General features: G+C 40.5%; 15 protein-coding genes. 8 read left to right on the top strand and 7 right to left on the bottom strand.

All coding sequences use genetic code 11. The annotated features are described in order from the left end of the window. Positions 1-131 precede the first annotated feature (131 nt). From CDG76_RS27600 to nifH, 3 genes are all read right to left on the bottom strand, one after another. Positions 132-1,382, bottom strand: coding sequence for a substrate-binding domain-containing protein (locus CDG76_RS27600; RefSeq protein WP_094352055.1), 1,251 nt, complete (start codon positions 1,380-1,382; stop codon positions 132-134). 255 nt (positions 1,383-1,637) lie between these two features. Continuing rightward, the gene (locus tag CDG76_RS27595; protein WP_094344901.1) at positions 1,638-2,024 is read right to left on the bottom strand and encodes a hypothetical protein; all 387 of its coding nucleotides are present in this window, start codon (positions 2,022-2,024) and stop codon (positions 1,638-1,640) included. Between the two features lie 166 nt (positions 2,025-2,190). Continuing rightward, positions 2,191-3,105: a nitrogenase iron protein gene (gene nifH, locus CDG76_RS27590; RefSeq protein WP_223265424.1), complete on the bottom strand. Its 915-nt coding sequence runs from the start codon at positions 3,103-3,105 to the stop codon at positions 2,191-2,193. A gap of 77 nt (positions 3,106-3,182) precedes the next feature. Between nifH and CDG76_RS36560 the strand changes: the two genes are divergently transcribed. The 3 genes from CDG76_RS36560 (at position 3,183) to CDG76_RS27575 (ending at position 7,288) form a co-directional block, all read left to right on the top strand. After that, positions 3,183-3,410: an IS1-like element transposase gene (locus CDG76_RS36560; protein ID WP_143854183.1), complete on the top strand. Its 228-nt coding sequence runs from the start codon at positions 3,183-3,185 to the stop codon at positions 3,408-3,410. 718 nt (positions 3,411-4,128) lie between these two features. Beyond that, positions 4,129-6,015 (top strand): nitrogenase vanadium-iron protein, alpha chain, encoded by a 1,887-nt coding sequence (gene vnfD, locus CDG76_RS27580; RefSeq protein ID WP_094352052.1) that lies wholly within the window; start codon positions 4,129-4,131, stop codon positions 6,013-6,015. A 661-nt stretch (positions 6,016-6,676) separates the two neighbouring features. Beyond that, a complete protein-coding gene (locus CDG76_RS27575; RefSeq protein WP_094352051.1) occupies positions 6,677-7,288 on the top strand; it encodes a PEP-CTERM sorting domain-containing protein in 612 nt (203 codons plus the stop codon). A gap of 204 nt (positions 7,289-7,492) precedes the next feature. Here the strand turns inward: CDG76_RS27575 and CDG76_RS27570 are convergent, their stop codons facing one another. Then, positions 7,493-8,167, bottom strand: a complete 675-nt coding sequence (locus CDG76_RS27570) for a 2OG-Fe(II) oxygenase family protein (RefSeq protein ID WP_223265416.1) — start codon at positions 8,165-8,167, stop codon at positions 7,493-7,495. Between the two features lie 300 nt (positions 8,168-8,467). Here CDG76_RS27570 and modD point away from each other — a divergent pair, with 300 nt between their 5' ends. The 4 genes from modD to CDG76_RS27550 all read left to right on the top strand — a co-directional run bounded on the left by modD (position 8,468) and on the right by CDG76_RS27550 (position 12,755). Beyond that, positions 8,468-9,319: a ModD protein gene (gene modD / locus CDG76_RS27565; protein ID WP_094352049.1), complete on the top strand. Its 852-nt coding sequence runs from the start codon at positions 8,468-8,470 to the stop codon at positions 9,317-9,319. A 792-nt stretch (positions 9,320-10,111) separates the two neighbouring features. Continuing rightward, positions 10,112-10,789 carry a hypothetical protein gene (locus CDG76_RS27560; RefSeq protein WP_094352048.1) on the top strand — a complete coding sequence of 226 codons (678 nt, stop codon included), beginning with the start codon at positions 10,112-10,114 and terminating at the stop codon, positions 10,787-10,789. Between the two features lie 363 nt (positions 10,790-11,152). Then, positions 11,153-12,091 carry a molybdate ABC transporter substrate-binding protein gene (gene modA, locus CDG76_RS27555; protein ID WP_094352047.1) on the top strand — a complete coding sequence of 313 codons (939 nt, stop codon included), beginning with the start codon at positions 11,153-11,155 and terminating at the stop codon, positions 12,089-12,091. Between the two features lie 454 nt (positions 12,092-12,545). Next, complete coding sequence (locus CDG76_RS27550) at positions 12,546-12,755, top strand: TOBE domain-containing protein (RefSeq protein ID WP_094352046.1); 210 nt, start codon at positions 12,546-12,548, stop codon at positions 12,753-12,755. A gap of 65 nt (positions 12,756-12,820) precedes the next feature. Here the strand turns inward: CDG76_RS27550 and CDG76_RS27545 are convergent, their stop codons facing one another. After that, the gene (locus tag CDG76_RS27545; protein ID WP_094352045.1) at positions 12,821-13,579 is read right to left on the bottom strand and encodes a HesA/MoeB/ThiF family protein; all 759 of its coding nucleotides are present in this window, start codon (positions 13,577-13,579) and stop codon (positions 12,821-12,823) included. Between the two features lie 459 nt (positions 13,580-14,038). On the opposite strand from CDG76_RS27545, the gene CDG76_RS27540 reads away from it, so the two are divergent. After that, positions 14,039-14,245 carry a substrate-binding domain-containing protein gene (locus tag CDG76_RS27540; protein ID WP_094352106.1) on the top strand — a complete coding sequence of 69 codons (207 nt, stop codon included), beginning with the start codon at positions 14,039-14,041 and terminating at the stop codon, positions 14,243-14,245. Between the two features lie 141 nt (positions 14,246-14,386). On the opposite strand, the gene CDG76_RS27535 is transcribed toward CDG76_RS27540, so the two are convergent. Continuing rightward, a complete protein-coding gene (locus CDG76_RS27535) occupies positions 14,387-14,596 on the bottom strand; it encodes a TOBE domain-containing protein (RefSeq protein ID WP_094352044.1) in 210 nt (69 codons plus the stop codon). Positions 14,597-15,145: 549 nt separating this feature from the next. After that, the gene (locus tag CDG76_RS27530; RefSeq protein ID WP_094352043.1) at positions 15,146-16,990 is read right to left on the bottom strand and encodes an iron uptake porin; all 1,845 of its coding nucleotides are present in this window, start codon (positions 16,988-16,990) and stop codon (positions 15,146-15,148) included. Between the last annotated feature and the right edge of the window lie 211 nt (positions 16,991-17,201).

Here is a 17,201-nt window from a genome sequence, read left to right as displayed (position 1 = left end):
TGAAAGACAGAGCAGCTAACTTGAGTTGTGGAAAGTAAAAGACATATTTTTTAGCCGTGGGTTAATAATTACAAATTACGTTAGCGACGCGAAAAGCGAGTCTGCGTGCGTAATTACGAATTACGAATTATTTAAATATTTGCTACAACTTCCCCAATCTTGCTAGTGTCATAGCCGCCGAGAATCTCTAATTGCGATCGCACTAGCTGATGTCCCAAGATACTGAGGAACTGTTTTACTGGTTCTTCTTCCAAGTATTCTTTAATAATCACCAAGTCGTATCGCGCACTATGAAGGGGGATAAATCCCAACCCAAAAGCAGCAGCTATAGATGCCGTACTGATCCCTGCATCAGCAATTCCTGAGACTACAGATAAGGCAACATCTTGATGGCTGTGGACGATATGGGTAAATCCTTTCACAGTCTGGGATGGCACTCCTTCTTCTTGGAGTTTCCGTTCTAAAAGCATCTGACCGCCAGAACCCGCTTCATGGGTAACAATAGTTGCTCCAAATTCTACTAAGTCGGAAACTGTTTTAATTCCCCTTGGGTTTCCTGGTGGGACTAACAAACCTTCTTCCCAAACTCCAAGGGTAATCAAAACGGCACTCTTGCCTGTTAAGGCTTCCCGCACAAAGGGAATGTTATGTTCCCCAGTTTTGGGATCGTATAAGTGCATTCCTGCAATATGAACTTCACCTTTGCACAGACTATGCAATGCAGCCTTGCTGTGGGCGAAACGATAATGAATTCGCAGTTGCGGATGCCAACGTTCAGTTGCTCTTGCCAAGAGGGAAAGCACAGGTGTACAACCAGCAATCACAACTGTATTGTGTAGTTTGTCTATATCATCCAGAATCCGAACCAGGACTTTATTTGTAACGTTTTGGTTTTGTGCTTCACCCTCCGATTGACGCTCATTACTAGCTACTTCTGACGCTAAGGGCAATTTGCTGATGCTGGGTAACTCTTCCACCCTTGGGGATTCCTTAGCATCAGGGTAGATCGCTGCAAGCGTCTCACCATCAGCTGGAATCATTTCGATCCGAAAAGCATCATTCCCAACGAGGGGATAAGCTATCCATTGATCCCCAACCCGCGCTAGACTAACTCGCGATCGCTGTTGCTTAGGGACTGATCCCGCAAGAATTGCCTCAACTTCTGGTAAATCTTCCTCAAACCAGAATAAGTCCTCGACTTGGCAGCCAAGAGCTTTGGCTAAACGCAGTGACATAGCAACAGAAGGAGCATATTGCCCTAGTTCCACACCACCAATACTCTGACGAGTTACGCCAGCTATATTAGCTAATTCTTGCTGACTCATACCCAAGCGAGTTCTAATTGACTTCAGGTTATTGCAAAGATTCACATCCAGTTTCATGAGGCTGTATATCTCCGTTAGAAAAAGCCACAGCAGACAAACTTAAATCTGTTGGGTCAATCGCAAGGTTTTCTCGTATTTGCCGCTTTTGTTGTCAGACATATTGATGTTTTGACAATTTTGCTTATTTGCTGCAAGCATAGCATACATATCGCTAAAATACTTGCATTTTTGGATACTATTTTAGTGATTTAGCGTAGCTTGCTAACCTACTAGTCATCGCCAACGGTAGCAAGCTACGTCACCAAAAAAAACTTAGTCCGAGTGCGGTAAATCCTGATCTAGATGCCAATTGCCTTTTTTAGTTGGTACTGCCACCCACTGGAGTTCCAACCATAAGATCGGGTTCTTTTCCTTCAACCTTGAGGCGGGATCGCGAATAATGCGTGTGGCATTTATGCAAACAGCCTGACATATCCCCAAATCTTGAGCAACGCCTCTGAAAACATCTTTGTTGTCATTAATTGAGGCAAACAGCATATTAGGATAATAAACAACAAAATGTTGTATAAGTTTTGGAGGGCAGCCCCAGTAAGAGTTTACGAGTTCGACGTGGCAGTACTGGAGCAACTCACCTACTTTGGCACAGCGTTCCTTGACTACGGTGATAAATTTTTGGACTAAAACCTCTTCGGTCAACATAATGAGTTCTCCTCCTTCAATGAGGTAGACGAATTTTGGCGTGGTTCAGAACGCCGATTTCTCAAATGGTGGTAAGAAGTTTACGCAGTTTTTTATGCTTTTTCGAGTCAGAGATCGCCAATTGCTCCAGACACTCTGTATGAGGGATAACCCCTACTGCATCGTCCTATTCAAGAGGTATCTCCGAAAATGAATCTGCAACCTTTGTGGAGCTTGAGGTGATACCTAATGTTTGGAGGTGTCTAAACAACCCAAACTGTACCAGCAGTTCCTCTAGCTGATCGTTAGACATAGATTTCGGAGTGACAAAATCTGTATTCTGGTCAATTGCCATTGCTAGGTTGCGATAGTGCTGCGCCTGTTCAGACTCAGGAGCATACTCAATCACCGTCTTGCGGTGGAACTCTGCTTGCTGTACCATATTGTCTCTGGGTATGGAGTAGATCATTTGAGTCCCCAGTTTCTCTGCCAAAGCCTCGATCAAATCATCTTCCTCATCGACTTTGCGAGAGTTGCAAATCAATCCTCCCAGACGTATACCGCCTATGGGTGCATACTTTTGAATACTTCGGCAGATGTTGTTGACGGTATACATTGCCATAATTTCCCCAGAAGTGACAATGTAAACTTCTTGAGCTTTGCGTTCACGAATGGGCATGACAAATCCACCGCATACCACGTCACCTAGACCGTCATAAAATGTATAATCAAGTCTAACTGCATCATCATAAGCACCAAGTTGTTCCAGCAACCCAATTGATGTCAGAATGCCTCTACCTGCACATCCTACACCAGGTTCCGGCCCACCCGATTCCACACACAGCGTCTTCCCCCATCCCACCTGGCGGAAGTCTTCTAGATTCAAATCATCATCTTCTTCTTTACGCAACGTGTCGAGTACAATCTTCTGGTGGAATCCTCCCAAAAGGAGCCGGGTGGAGTCTGCTTTTGAGTCACACCCTACAACCATCACCTTACGATCCAGATCAGTGAGTCCAGCCACTACATTTTGAGTTGTTGTGGACTTGCCAACTCCCCCTCTTCCATAAATAGCGATTTTCCGCATAAAAACCTCAATAATGGCGCAGACTTATTAATTCGGCTCCCAGATTATGGTGTAATCAAGCAGAGTATTGAATCAAATTGGAGTTGTAATTCTTGAAAGTATTTACTACCCAGTTTGTGACTGAATTGATGCTGTTAGATAGTGGACATCAACCGTCTATCCAGCACTATAAATATTGCAGTTATTTGCTAGAAGTTAAACAGTTTCTTACAGATATGGCAGTAAATATTAGCGGGATGCGAGATACAACAAGGGTGCTAAAAATTAGTTCCAATTCTGTCACCAAAAATCCAAAAAATTTCCACAGATACGGCAGGTGAATGAGAAATTTCTGTTTACTCACAGCAAGACAAGTATTATTTTCGCTGCAAAGAAGATACATAAAAAAATCAGTCCAGCCTACGCTATGGCAACAGCTTCGCCAAACGAAAAACCGATTTTTAGGCGGTTTTGCTCCACTTCGATTAACGTTATGCCATCACCAATAACTGATGAGGCTGGTCTGATACTCACTTCAAAGGAATCTAAGGAGTTTTTATTCTGGTATTAGATTCCCTATAAATAAAGAATATCATACATCTGGCCAATTTACTTGCGCTGAGGAATTAATTTACAAAGAGTATTCGTGGTTACAATTAGTCATCATCTAGAGAGCCTCAAAGCCGATAATTGCGTTATTCTGTTGTTTAAAGTTGAGAAAATATCGTCGATTTTTACTTGGTGAGATATCTATATTGAGGACAGAAATTAAATCATTTATCTCTTCACTTCCAGTTAGAATAGTCTGTCTATTCTCTTAACTAAAAGTCTTCTATATAGAATGATTGGGATTACTTTAAATCTATACAGAACTGTCTATTATAAACTGGATTAATGACTTTTTTGCAATATTAATTCGCGTTATTGTTATCAGCTTTACTATTATTAATTAGAAAGGTTGATAGGATTTAGGAATCAAGGAACTCAAAGAAGTTTCTGACAAAATTAATAGCTAAGAAGAAGGATTCTTCTTCTCAATTGCAACTGGAGCAATCAGCCATGCCAATGAAGTTGTTTAAGTGCGACGAAACTATCCCCGAACGGGAGAAGCACATATATATTAAAGAGAAAGGAGAAGATACAACCCAGTTTCTCCCTAGCGCCCACGTCGAAACCATTCCCGGCTCATTATCTGAACGCGGATGCAGCTATTGTGGTGCAAAGCTGGTAATTGGTGGTGTCCTCAAGGATACTATCCAGTTGATACATGGGCCTGTGGGCTGTGCCTATGATACATGGCACACCAAACGCTATCCCAGCGACAATGGCAACTTCCAACTCAAATATGTCTGGTCATCGGACATGAAGGAACAGCACGTTGTCTTCGGTGGTGAAAAGCTGCTGAAAAAAGCGATGCTGGAAGCCTTTGCCGAATTTCCTGACATCAAGCGGATGATGGTCTACACCACCTGCTCTACTGCTTTGATTGGCGATGATATTAAGCCTGTAGTCAAAGAAGTAGAAAAAGAACTTGGTGATGTCGATATCTTCACTGTGGAGTGTCCCGGTTTTGCTGGGGTGAGTCAATCCAAAGGACACCACGTGTTTAACATGGGGTGGATGACGGACAAGGTAGGAACCTATGAGCCGGAAATTACCAGCCCATACACGATTAATGTGATTGGTGACTACAACATCCAAGGCGATACCTTTGTGATGGAAAAGTACATGGAAAAAATGGGCATCCAAATCATCGCCCATTTTACCGGGAATGGTACTTATGACTCCTTACGCGGGATGCACAGAGCGCAGTTGAATGTAACTAACTGTGCCCGTTCTGCTGGCTATATTGCCAATGAGTTGAAGAAAAAATATGGCATTCCCCGGATCGATGTGGATACCTGGGGCTTTGACTATGCTAAGGAAGGGTTACGCAAAATCGGTGCTTTCTTTGGGATTGAAGATAGAGCCGAAGCTGTGATTGCTGAAGAAGTGGCTAAATATGAGTCGAAGTTAGCTTGGTATAAAGAGCGCTTGACTGACAAAAAAGTCTGTATTTGGACAGGCGGCCCTCGTTTGTGGCACTGGACGAAAGCTCTAGAAGATGATTTGGGGATGCACGTCGTGGCGATGTCGTCCAAGTTTGGACACCAAGAAGATTTTGAAAAGGTAATTGCCAGAGGTGAAGAAGGGACTATCTATATTGATGATGGCAATGAACTTGAGTTCTTCGAGGTGCTGGAGATGGTCAAGCCTGATTTGGTGTTGACTGGCCCGAGGGTGGGTGCATTGGTGAAGAAGTTGCATTTGCCTTATGTGAATGGTCACGGCTACCACAATGGCCCTTATATGGGTTTTGAAGGTGCGGTGAATATGGCACGAGATATGTACAATGCCATTTACTCCCCTTTGATGAAATTGGCTAAAGATGATATCCGTGGTGAGCAAAATAAAACTGTTATCCCTGAAGAAAATAGGAAACTTAAAGAGAGTAAAGTACAACAATCGAAATCTATTGATATTACATCTACCGAAGCGATGCCTACGGCGGTAAACTACGCAGCAGTTGAAAGTTCAGACCTTGATACTCAACCATTGCTAATACCTGATAATCAACCATTACCTCAACGGCAGCAAATTGGCGGAAAAATCTCTGCATTTTTGGAGCAATTGCCTAAATACTTAGGTAGCTTTTCCACTGAGTACCAAATGCCAATTATTTGTTTTGCTACAATTATTACAGCGACTATTGCAGTTAAGATAATTCTAGCCGTATTAGATGTAATCAATGAAATTCCCCAGTTAAATCTAGTTTTTGAGTTGACTGGAATTGGTTACTTAATCTGGTTTGTTTTCCGATATCTATTTAAAGCTTCTACTCGACAAGAATTAGCTGCACAAATTAGTTTTATCCAAAAAGAAATTGTCGAGGGACAAGATTCATAAGCTATTATGCCTCCACATTTGCTTTCTTTCACGATGAAAGAAAGCACAAAGCAAAGGAACACATTCCCCACGCCATGCAAGAAGTTGCTCGGATTTTGAGAGTAAATAGCTATGTTGCGTAGGCGTAGCCCGTCATAGACATTGCGATCGCTTCTCTACGAACGCGAATAGCGTGTCGGAGACAGAGGCTGCACCCTAAGCATAGCTATGCCACAAGGTTTACGGCTTCTGCATAGCTAGGTTTTTGAGCTCGCCGTGGGCATCGTAAAAGCACCACAGTCGTAGTTACTCATAAAGTCTTGTCATCCGTGTAAGCCGTGCGAAATAAAAAACTTTTTACTTAAAGTTTTGATAAAGTCAGCGTTTAATTACGTAGTTGAATTGATTTTTTCCAACCAAGTTGGTATGATAGCTTCAATCAAAAACACAAATTCGTGTAAAAAAATATGCCATAAATACTGTTGAATAATGCATAAAGTTTAAATGCTCATATCAAGGACTATTTAAGCATTATTAGTGAGGAAGTCGAGATATTTGCTAGCAATCCTATCTATGCGATCGCCATACATCGAGTGTCACTCACAATAGAGAATCTGCTTGATAAGTTTCTCGATCTCAACATTTCTGAAACAAGCTATTAGTAAATCCAAGGAGATAATTTATGTTAAAAACAAAGTTTTTTCAAAAACCATTAATGGTTATTCTGGGGCTAGCATTAGCTACTGTTTCTACCGCTCAACCCTCCAAAGCTGCTACCTTTAATTATCAGGGAAATACAACAAATGAACCAATTTGGCGGCGTGTAGCACCAGGGAATCCTCCCACTCTTATCAGTGGTGAAAAAGATGGGAATTTGGGAATGAGTGTACCTTACAGTGTATTTGATTTTACGGTCGATCAATCAGGTTTATATAATATAAGTGGTGAATCTGAACCTACGCCACCTGCAAATAGAAAATGGGATATTTTCTTAGCTTTATATCAGGACAGTTTCAATCCTACTGAACAATTAACCAATGTTCTTATAGCAAATACCACTACTAATGGTAGTACTGTTACTTTCAACCAAGAACTCCTTACAGGACAGAAATACTTTTTAGTTACGACCGGTCGTCGAGTGAATGATTTTGGCCAGTTTAGCAACACAATCAGTGGTTCGGGTCAAATTACACCAATTCCTGAATCAGATTCAATACCTGCCATGTTAGTCACGGGTGGTATAACTTTACTACTGTATAAGCGAAAAGTAGGTTTAAAAATATCGCATTTCTAAATCGTTTGTAAGCATATCTGCAACTTGTGAATAAGTCGGGGATGTGCTTACAAATTAGGTATGACTGCTATAGTTGCACTCATATAATCAGAATAATCTGTAAGAAAGCTAACTGCCTTTTATATTGTTAGTTAACTACTTGTTTCCAGAAAATAGAGGCGATCGCCTTTTGTGTAGAAATTGGATTTTTACTATCGACTAAGACTAAGCACCTGCATCGAGATTGTGAAAAAAAGCAATTCTGAGAGCCAATCGGCACTGTAGTGCAGTCGATGCTACTGGAGTTACCATGTGCCAAGAATTATCTGAGCGCACAATCACAGCCGAAAACTGGCTAAGTGGTGCAATATCTTGGAAGATAGATTCTGGTTTTTCGTCAAGGAGAATTCGCAAACAACCACCCCAGTCCATAGGCCATTGTTCATTGAAAAATAGCAAATGAGTCAAAGCTTTCGATGGTTCATCAGTATGAGGGCGATGACAGTGACCTAGATTATATCGACGAAACCCAATCACCATTGCACAGTCTTTCAATTCCACCCCAGACATCTGTGTTAAGGCTTGGCGGTAAGCAGGTGTCCACAGTTCTTCTATCACTTGTCGCCAAGGACTGCTGAGATTAACAAGATTAGAAGATAATCTACCTTGTGCAATGCGATCGCGCCAACGATCTGACAACTCAGGGCTGGCGCGTTCGCAAAACTTGTATATCAAAGCAATATCCTCATTACTAGCAAGCATATCACTCCAAAGATATCCATATCCTGACCCTATTGATAAGCGAAACTGTTCCTGGGGAAAGCTGGCAGCAAGTTCCAAGCTAGCTGCTTTGGGCAACAAATTCTCTATCACAGCATAACTGTATGGAACTGATTGCATTGTTGTACGATCAATGGCATCTAAATTTAGCATTCTCAATCTTCTTTGGATTATGTTTGTAATTTACACTATCTGTATGATTGCTAAATTCAAGCTTGATATTATAAATCAGTAATTGACAATTTCAGCATTTAACTAATTTTAGCGACTGAGGTAGATATTCTTTATTAATAAAGTTATTTTTTTACCAACTATTTGGGAGAATAGTAGTAATTATTACAATTCCTACAACTGAATGAGATTAGGTTTAGTGGGAATCTTGATTGAGCTATTTATTTGTCAGCCGATCATAAAACTAAAATGAGTGTTTTCTTCTCAGATGAGGCGATCGCTAGGTTAATTCAGGAAGATGTTCCCTACCTAGATTTGACAACCTACGGACTTGGCATTGGCAAGCAACCTGGTGAAATCGAGTTTTCTACCCGTCATCCGATGACCATTTGCGCTACTGAAGAAGCAGCCAGAGTATTAAAATATTGTGGTGCCGAAGTTCATTATCAAGTCGAAAGTGGTACAGTCTGCCAAGAAAAGCAATTAATTCTTCAAGCTAGTGGCACTGCTCAAGCTTTGCACAGTGGCTGGAGAGTTGCTTTAAATTTGATGGAATACGCCTCCGGTATTGCTTCGCGTACAAGAGTATTAGTAGATACTGCTAAAACAGTAAATCAGTCTGTTTCTATTGTGACTACTCGTAAATGTTTTCCAGGTACTAGAGCGCTTTCCATCAAAGCAGTTCTAGCTGGCGGAGGATTTTTTCATCGCTTAGGATTATCTGAAACAGTTCTGATCTTTAACCAACACCTGATATTCCTGGGAGGTATAGTTGGGCTAATTGAGCGCATGAATGAACTGCGACGACAGTTTCCAGAACAACATATTTGCGTTGAAGTAGATACACCAAAAGATGCTTGGATGGTTGCTCAAGCAGGTGTAGATTTAATTCAGTTTGATAAAATTCCCCTACCAGACCTTGAGCCTCTAGTTTTGAAGTTGAAGCAGCAGTATCCAAACTTAAAACTAGCAGCTGCTGGTGGTATTACCTCTGAAAATATAAAGGATTATGCTAGTACTGGTGTAAATATTTTAGTGACAAGTTCACCGTACTTTGGTAAACCATGCGATATTGCAGTCAAAATGACAATGGCACAGTAGGCATTTTTAACTTAGTTTGATACTTAAGATTGCAGTTGTTAAAACGCAGGAGTTGAGCCAGAAAGAACAGCGCTTAGGCAAGACTTAGAATGGAAGTAAATAGGCGTTTTGCGAAGCTCTTAAACAGTTGATGAAATAGAGCGATATAGCCATCTATCGCTCTATTCACTGCATCAGGAATTGTAGCATTTATTTGGTCTATTGGTTGTATACACGGAATAGTCTAGTCGCTGTATGGTTTTGCTTCAACTATAGTGTCGTGACAACTACAACCCTTCCCCATAACTCGGACAGTTTTCCAATTTACAGGTGAGTCTCACTTATAAAGAGTTTATTAGCTTGATAGTTACCTATTTATAAGGTAAATAACGACAGCTTAGTTTCTATACAATATTAAGCTGAACTATTTTGAAAAGAAATAAAAATTAATTTTGTTCGTGTTTGATTACTATATTAGTTGGTATTTTACTCAATAAGTTGGTATTATCTTCATTAGATTACACAGATACACTTATCCATTTGGAAAAACGCAAATCTAACAAGAGGTTTGCGACTAACTTTGGCATCAGGATTTATTAGTTTTTAATATAAGTTATTAAAAACTAGCTATTTAGTAGCGTTTGGTAAGGAGTTGAAAGTTTAACGATAGAACCGTTTTTATTTTTATCTAACAGAATCTATTGTCAAATTGCTCAATTTTGGCGATAACGATACTAATTTTTGGTAAGCAAACAGCTTTCAGCAAAACAATCTAGTTTTTTCAATATTCAATAGTAAACGGAGAAATGTTTTATGCGTTTTACCCGCACAATACCCATTGCGTCTTTAATGCTATCAATACTGGTTTTATGGCAGCCTACTTTAGCTGACTCAAGAAGTAGTCTTCCCTCAGAAAAAGAAGAAAAAACACCTTCTGTCTGGGATAAAAATAAGTGTCTTGGAGGTTATTCGCAAAGTTTTCGCTTGGGTGGAGAACTCAATAATCCAACCACTTATAACTTGCAAAACCTGAAGAATTTGCGAGATGCTTTAAAAAAACAAAATCCAGCATTAGTTACTGAAATCACTGTCAGCTTTCAAACCGGCTCAGGGCCACGAACAGAAACATACTATGGAGTCCCCCTATGGGAATTGATTAATAATCCGAAAGCCGGAGGTGGTCTAAAACCTGGGAATTCTGGGGTAAATAGTAAAAACTCTTTTCTGAGGCAATATGTTCTAGTTGATGCCACAGATTGCTATGGTGCAGTCGTAGCGATTGGTGAAATTCAACCTAACTTTGAAGGAAAAACAGTGCTAGTTGCATTTGAAAAAAAAGGTAGTGATGGTAATGTTGTGCCTTTAATAGATGAAGGATTTGCTCGTTTAGTAGTCCCAGGTGACAAAGCTGGAGGTCGTTACGTTAGTAATGTGAGAAATATTGTCATATTATCTGCTCCTCCTTCTCCTTTGAAACCAAAATATTTCTGATATAGAGACTAAGGTTGTCAGTCTCAATAATATCAGCAATAACTTCTGGAGACATTTGTAAATCTATTGAGTATGACTGGCGTCAAACTTGTTTTATGCCCACCATATCTTCAATAATTAACAAAGCCCAATACGGTTTGGATAAGCTATTGTGGCAGGGAAGGAAAAAGAGTTATTGAGCAATAATTCTTTCTCAAGAACTGCTCAATAACTGCTTGCCTCAACTGATAACTTTTTTAACCGAGGATTATAAGTAACAAAGTCAACATTTGTCTATATAAAGTAATTTACATTTATCCAACTAAGTTGGTAATATTAGCTTTGAGGATAAAATACCCAAAAACTTGAAGATTCTAGGAACAGATGAAAAAATATTTTTTGACAGGTTCTTTGGCAGCTTGTGCCTTTAGTGTTCTGATACCAAATCAAGCTTTTGCAGCTAATCTCAACTTATATGGAGCAGGTAGTTTAAGAAATGCACTAACGGAAGTAAGCCAAGACTTCACCGAAGAAACAGGAATAGGAACGAATACAGTATTTGGGCCATCAGGGATTAGAGAGCAAGCAATAGAAACAGAACTCCAACTGGGACAGCCTACTGCTGATGTCTTTGCTAGTGCAGATATTGGAAATCCCCAAAAACTCTACATTAAGGGGTTGAGCAGTCAGCCAGTGGAATTTACTCGAAACCAGGTTGTAGCGGTGTTTTCCTCAAAGTATTCCCAGGCAAAAATTACACCAAATCAGGTATTAGATTACTTACTAAATCCCAACATCAAGTTGGGAATTGCAACACCTATATTAGATCCTCTTGGAGACTACACTCAACAGATATTTACTCAAGCTAATTCAAAAAACCCTGGTAATTTTGATACCCTCAATAGTAAAGCCTTGCAATTAACAGGTGGAACGAATTCCCCAATAGTCCCATCAGGACAGGACAGCTTAGTATATTTTCTTAACAAAACTCAGCAAGCAGATGTTTTCTTAAGTTACTATACTGGCGCGATCGCATCGCAAAAAATTGATCCGAGCCTGCAAGTAGTTGGGCTACCAGATTATTTGTCTGTTGCAGCACCATTCGGTTTAACAGTTATCAAAAATGCTGACCCGAATGCACAGAAACTAGCAGATTATATTTTGTCAGAGAAAGGACAGCAAATTTTGCATAAGTATGGCTTTACCAGCCCCACCAAATCAGTACCCGAACCCAACTATGTTTGGGGACTATTACTAGCTGCGACTATGGGGTTAGCACTCAAGAAAAAATTGGCAGAGCCAAAGCAAAAGATACAAGTTTAAAATCTTGGATAAACTGAATCAAAATTGCAGCGATCGGAAAACTATTGTTGTCAGCGACAATTATTTGTAATCTCATCCTACTAGAATTTATTTTGGTGCTGACTTTTGCAGTTAAGTCATGAAACAACGAAATAGCAAGGGTTTAAGATTATAATTTATTCTTAATAACTTAATATTAATGACAAAAATCACGAGAGAATAGGTCTTTCGGCTAAGGGTATAATAAGTGATCGTTCAATGCTAAAAAAGTTTTGAATGAATATTTTACCAAGCTTTAACTGTCCATTTTACTATTCCACTATCGACTTTTTCAGCATCTTCTAATACCAGTCTGATATCCAAATTATTCTGTAAGGTAGAAGATAACATCTCACTAAATGAGGATAATCCAAGAATCTGATAATTGTTACTATTACTCAGTTCAGAATTATCTTATAACTAAGGAGTATTAAGTATGGAAGTTAGCGCTCGTAATTCCTTAAAAGGAACTATTAAAGAAATTCACCCAGGAGCAGTCAACTCTGAGGTCACATTAGAAATTGTGCCTGGGGTGGAAGTAACTGCAATTATTACCAAGGAGTCGGTAGAGCATCTCCAACTTCAAGAGGGAAAACAAGCGATCGCTGTGATTAAAGCGTCAGATGTCATAATTGCTACAGAATAGCTCGAAATGAGTAGATAAGTTGTGGCGATCCGCTTATGGAGCGATCGCTACGATTATCCAACTATTTACGAATTTTCCGAGCAAGAACTGCTACCACACACCAGACAAGAAGGATCGCGATAAGAATGTCGTTTGGCAAATTCCGTTCGCATCAAGTCAATTGTCAGCAGTTGTGATAACAGGGGTTCACTAAACTTAGTAATCAGCTTTATAACCTCCAATGCACTAAGACAAGCTAGTGTCCCAGAAACAGCACCGAGAACCGCGAACCCACGCTGATCCCAATCTGGCTTTTCTGGGAACAAGCATGATAGACAAGGAGTGACACCAGGAATAATGGTTGTTAGGTAAGCTTCCATTCCGTCCATTGCAGCTTCTACCATTGGTTTTTGCCAGCGCACGCAAGCCTCATTGAGCAAGTTTCGCTCTGTGAAATTGTGGGCGCAATCAACAGCTATATCAGCAGATTGCACTAAAGAGTCTACATTCTCTTTTGTAACGTAATCATGAACTGCTTCCACCCGAATATCAGGATTAATAGCTTGCAGAGTTTCTCTGGCTTTGAATACTCTTGGCTTACCTACCCAATCATTTGTCATCAGAACCTGACGATTCATATCATCCAGCCGTAAGTCACCACCCCGAACTAGGATTAGCCGCCCAACACCCGCTACTGCCAAATAAAGTGCTGATGTACCGCCTAATCCTCCTACACCTGTAACCAAAACCGTTGCAGACTTCAAGCGCTTTTGTCCTGCTTCTCCAAAATTGGGAAGCATCATTTGGCGGTGATAGCGTTCTAACTCACTGGGTGTTAAGTTCATCGCTTTTTAATTCTTTATCAGTCGTAAAATTTACCACCTAGTTGGTAGCAAGTATTGTAGTTGTCTATACACTTTTCTGATTTAGTACCTGTAAAGTTGGTATTTGTTCCAGGCACTATTAAAAGAGCTATGTGCAAATATAGCGATGTCTACGACGGGCTATGACGCTCTCTACGTTCGCGCAGCGTGTCGCAGACAGACACTAAAAGCGAACGCAAAGACGCTGCGCGTAGCTTGCTTCCACGGAGTGGTACGCTATTGGCGTTGCAAATGTGGTGCTGCTCCCTCTGCGGAGATGTTGTGATAGTCCTTTATTCGATCATCCCTGCTCTTTGACCAGCACCGATCTATTACTGCCAGTTTGCTCTTTGTCCTGGGTTGAATGCCCAATGAAATAAACCCCGCAGCAAAGCTGTGGGGTCTTTTAGGTATTATTGCTTTCTAGTGGGATATACAGGAATGACTGATACAAGAATCAGTACGGCATCTGTAACTGCTACCTTTGGGTTGAGATTTATCCCCCTTCATAGTGCGCGATATGACTTGATAATTCTCAAAGAATACTTGGAACAATTACTAGTACAGCAGTTTATTACTATCTTGGGACATCGGAAGCCTGCGATCGCAATCCTATGCAGATATTTGGTGATGTGGCTAATAGACTAAATAGCTTTGGTTTAGCTTATCTACATATTATTGATAGGAAAGTTGTAGTAACCAGTTACCTACGCGACGCCGAATAGTCCGTCATAGACATCGCTTTATAGGGGGCAATCAAACTGCCCCCTTAGAATCTCAACAATTACTTTAGCCTACAGCAATCATTACGTCTGATGATTTAATTATGGCGTGGACTTCTTTACCTTCAGTAAGTTTGAGATTTTCTGCTGATGATTTGGTAATAATTGCAGTCACCTCTACCCCTGGTGCTACTTCTAATGTTACTTCAGTATTTACAGAGCCAACGACGATGTTTTTTACAGTTCCTTTGAGAGCATTACGAGCGCTAACTTGCATTTGATGACCCCTACTGGTTTTTTCTTTACACGTAAATATTAACAAGTAATTAAATAAATCTGTATGACTACAAATAGAAAATATATGAATTTTTACTATTAATATAGAAAATATACGTGAATAATTTACTAAATAATTTGTTTGGTATTTGCATCTTTTTAAACCAACTTATTTGGTAATGAAAGGAATACAAAGTAGTTAGTTCAACTAACCACTTTTCAGACTGTTATTTGACAGATGCAAGATAAGTTTTCGGTGCAAGTTCATCTTTTTTGAGGTCTTCATACTTCAATTAGATCATTCCATCGGGTATCCTTCTCCTGTCGGAGACGCTACGCATAGCTTGCTTTCACGTTTGCGTAGCGTCCCGTAGGGAAGTGGTACAGGATCTTGCTACATTTCAGAACAATATTTGGGTAAAAATCCATATTTCCTTCTGCAACGGCAGTCTCCACAATTCGGGAAGGCGTTCTATTAACAAGCCGGTAAAGCCACCTAGCAGACTGTCTCCCTGTTGTAACGACTGCCGTCTTTTTAATGCAAAATTATCTAAAATCGGAATGTAGTACGAACAACTCCTGTATAGATAGTGTCATTATTGCTGTTCTGTTCTGGGTTAAATATCACAATCAAGCCTGGTGTAATTGAGATATTGTTATTCACTTGGTAGCGATATAATCCTTCTAAATGAAAAGATGTATCGCTATCTTCACGAAGATTACTAGTAGCAGTAAGAACAGCAGGGCCAAAGTCATTACTCGTCACCTTGGGTGGTTGACCAAAGATTAAACCTCCCAAGTTACCCTTTTTGCCTAAATCAGGGAGAGCTAAAGTGACCGCCCAGTTCCAGATGTCTGCCTTATCACCTCTATTAACATTTGCACCAGAAGTAACCTCTGCGATCGCTTGACTATACCCAACCCAACCAGAAAGTACTAATTGGGGGTTGAAACGATAGCTGGTTTCTATCCCATAATGATTGGCTGAAGTGGCAACACCAGCACCAAATGGGGTATTAGCGAAAGCGCTACCATAAGCCCCTGAAACGGAAACATCATTATTACTACCAGTAAAGTAAGAATGTGCATAGCTCAAAGCAAAAGTTAAGTTTTGGTTTGGCTGGAATGCTAATTGAGCTAAAGCACCATAACTACCGTCAAATAGCCCCGCACCAGCACTAGGATCGTTAGCTCTTCTAGCAAGATAACCCCCAGATAAAGTAATCGCGTCGCTCAATTTAAAGATGGCGCTGACCCCTGAACCTGTATTACTAGCAGAACCCGTATTACTGGCGCGGTAAATAGGGGAGAATCGACCAAACCGCGAAAGAGATCCAATCGGGGTTGAGGACAGCAAAGGGTTTACAGTATTGAAGTTGTCGTAGAATTCCCCACCAATAGCATCAACAATGACATTGATTTTGTCACCTACCGGGAAGCGATAATATAATTTGCCCAGTACAATGGTGTTGTCATTGTTCCCGTCCCACGATACACGGGTCATGTTTGTACCTGTGACTGCCCCACTAAAGGCTGTGGTGTTGTTCGCTTCTAAACGGGTAAACAACTGGTCTTTACCAGTGAAACTACTAATTAGATTCAAGCGGATGCGATCGCTAAAAATCGCGTTGTCCTGAAGCCTTCGTCCACCCGATGCTGTATACTCGTTAGCTCTTGCAGCCTCTCTAGCTGTACCCGCAGGGGCTGCTTCAATTCTTCTCCAGCGATCGGAATCTAGCGCTCTATCCCCACCAAACACACTCCCAACAGAGAAAATTATTTCTGCATTTAACTTGGTAGTAGTCGAAAATTGTTGATTTTCCAGGTTTGCATTGCGAGCTTCTAACCCATCTATCCGTCCGCGTATTTCAACTAGTCCATCAGCGAATTCTTCTTGCAATTTTCGCAAGGTTTCTAAGTCTTCTTTTGTGACTAAATCTGCTGTGCTAGTAGCAATCAATTCATTAACCCGATTCAGACAAGCGTTAAGACCTGCGGCAAACTCATAACGAGTCATTGCCCGATTTCCTTGGAAGCTGCCATTAGGATATCCAGCTATACAACCGTAGCGCTCAACTAAAGATTGTAAAGCCTGGAATGCCCAATCTGTAGGTTGCACATCAGATAGTTGAGAGACTGAAGTAACCTGACTCATGACTGAGTTAGGATTTTTGCTGCTGTCATCATTGAACTGCTGGCTCTGGTCAGATGAAGTAACGCCGATAGGTGCAGTCAAAACAGCTTGATTATCTGTTTGAGCAACCACTCCTCCTTTTGCCTGAAACTGAGTAGTCTGCATATCTGCTGGAATAGCTGATGCACCTTGAGCATTGATCAAACTAACTGCTAATAAGATTGGAGCAATCAACAATGAATTATGTAAAAAACCAGACATTAACCTCACACCTCAAATACTATTAGACCAACTTAATTACTAAATTTGTTGGTAATAAAAAACACCCGATGCACTATTATTACCAGATTTTCAGATTTTTACCATATAAGTTGGTAAAAATCTGACTAAATTTTGTCACTAACGGTGCAGTTGTTGGTAACAGTCAGTTATAAGTGGTAATCTGTAATTTTTTACCAATTTTTTTGGCTTC

Origin of the sequence: Nostoc sp. 'Peltigera membranacea cyanobiont' 210A (assembly GCF_002246015.1) — a bacterium.
Classification (GTDB): Bacteria; Cyanobacteriota; Cyanobacteriia; order Cyanobacteriales; family Nostocaceae; genus Nostoc.
This window is presented reverse-complemented; position numbering and strand designations above follow the sequence as displayed.

Excerpts from the sequence above, each read along its gene's own strand:
- CDG76_RS27600 (WP_094352055.1), bottom strand. The coding sequence starts at position 1,382 with ATGAAACTGGATGTGAATCTTTGCAATAACCTGAAGTCAATTAGAACT.
- CDG76_RS27595 (WP_094344901.1), bottom strand. The coding sequence starts at position 2,024 with ATGTTGACCGAAGAGGTTTTAGTCCAAAAATTTATCACCGTAGTCAAG.
- vnfD (WP_094352052.1), top strand. The coding sequence starts at position 4,129 with ATGCCAATGAAGTTGTTTAAGTGCGACGAAACTATCCCCGAACGGGAG.
- CDG76_RS27575 (WP_094352051.1), top strand. The coding sequence starts at position 6,677 with ATGTTAAAAACAAAGTTTTTTCAAAAACCATTAATGGTTATTCTGGGG.
- CDG76_RS27570 (WP_223265416.1), bottom strand. The coding sequence starts at position 8,167 with ATGCAATCAGTTCCATACAGTTATGCTGTGATAGAGAATTTGTTGCCC.
- modD (WP_094352049.1), top strand. The coding sequence starts at position 8,468 with ATGAGTGTTTTCTTCTCAGATGAGGCGATCGCTAGGTTAATTCAGGAA.
- CDG76_RS27560 (WP_094352048.1), top strand. The coding sequence starts at position 10,112 with ATGCGTTTTACCCGCACAATACCCATTGCGTCTTTAATGCTATCAATA.
- modA (WP_094352047.1), top strand. The coding sequence starts at position 11,153 with ATGAAAAAATATTTTTTGACAGGTTCTTTGGCAGCTTGTGCCTTTAGT.
- CDG76_RS27550 (WP_094352046.1), top strand. The coding sequence starts at position 12,546 with ATGGAAGTTAGCGCTCGTAATTCCTTAAAAGGAACTATTAAAGAAATT.
- CDG76_RS27545 (WP_094352045.1), bottom strand. The coding sequence starts at position 13,579 with ATGAACTTAACACCCAGTGAGTTAGAACGCTATCACCGCCAAATGATG.
- CDG76_RS27540 (WP_094352106.1), top strand. The coding sequence starts at position 14,039 with ATGACTGATACAAGAATCAGTACGGCATCTGTAACTGCTACCTTTGGG.
- CDG76_RS27535 (WP_094352044.1), bottom strand. The coding sequence starts at position 14,596 with ATGCAAGTTAGCGCTCGTAATGCTCTCAAAGGAACTGTAAAAAACATC.
- CDG76_RS27530 (WP_094352043.1), bottom strand. The coding sequence starts at position 16,990 with ATGTCTGGTTTTTTACATAATTCATTGTTGATTGCTCCAATCTTATTA.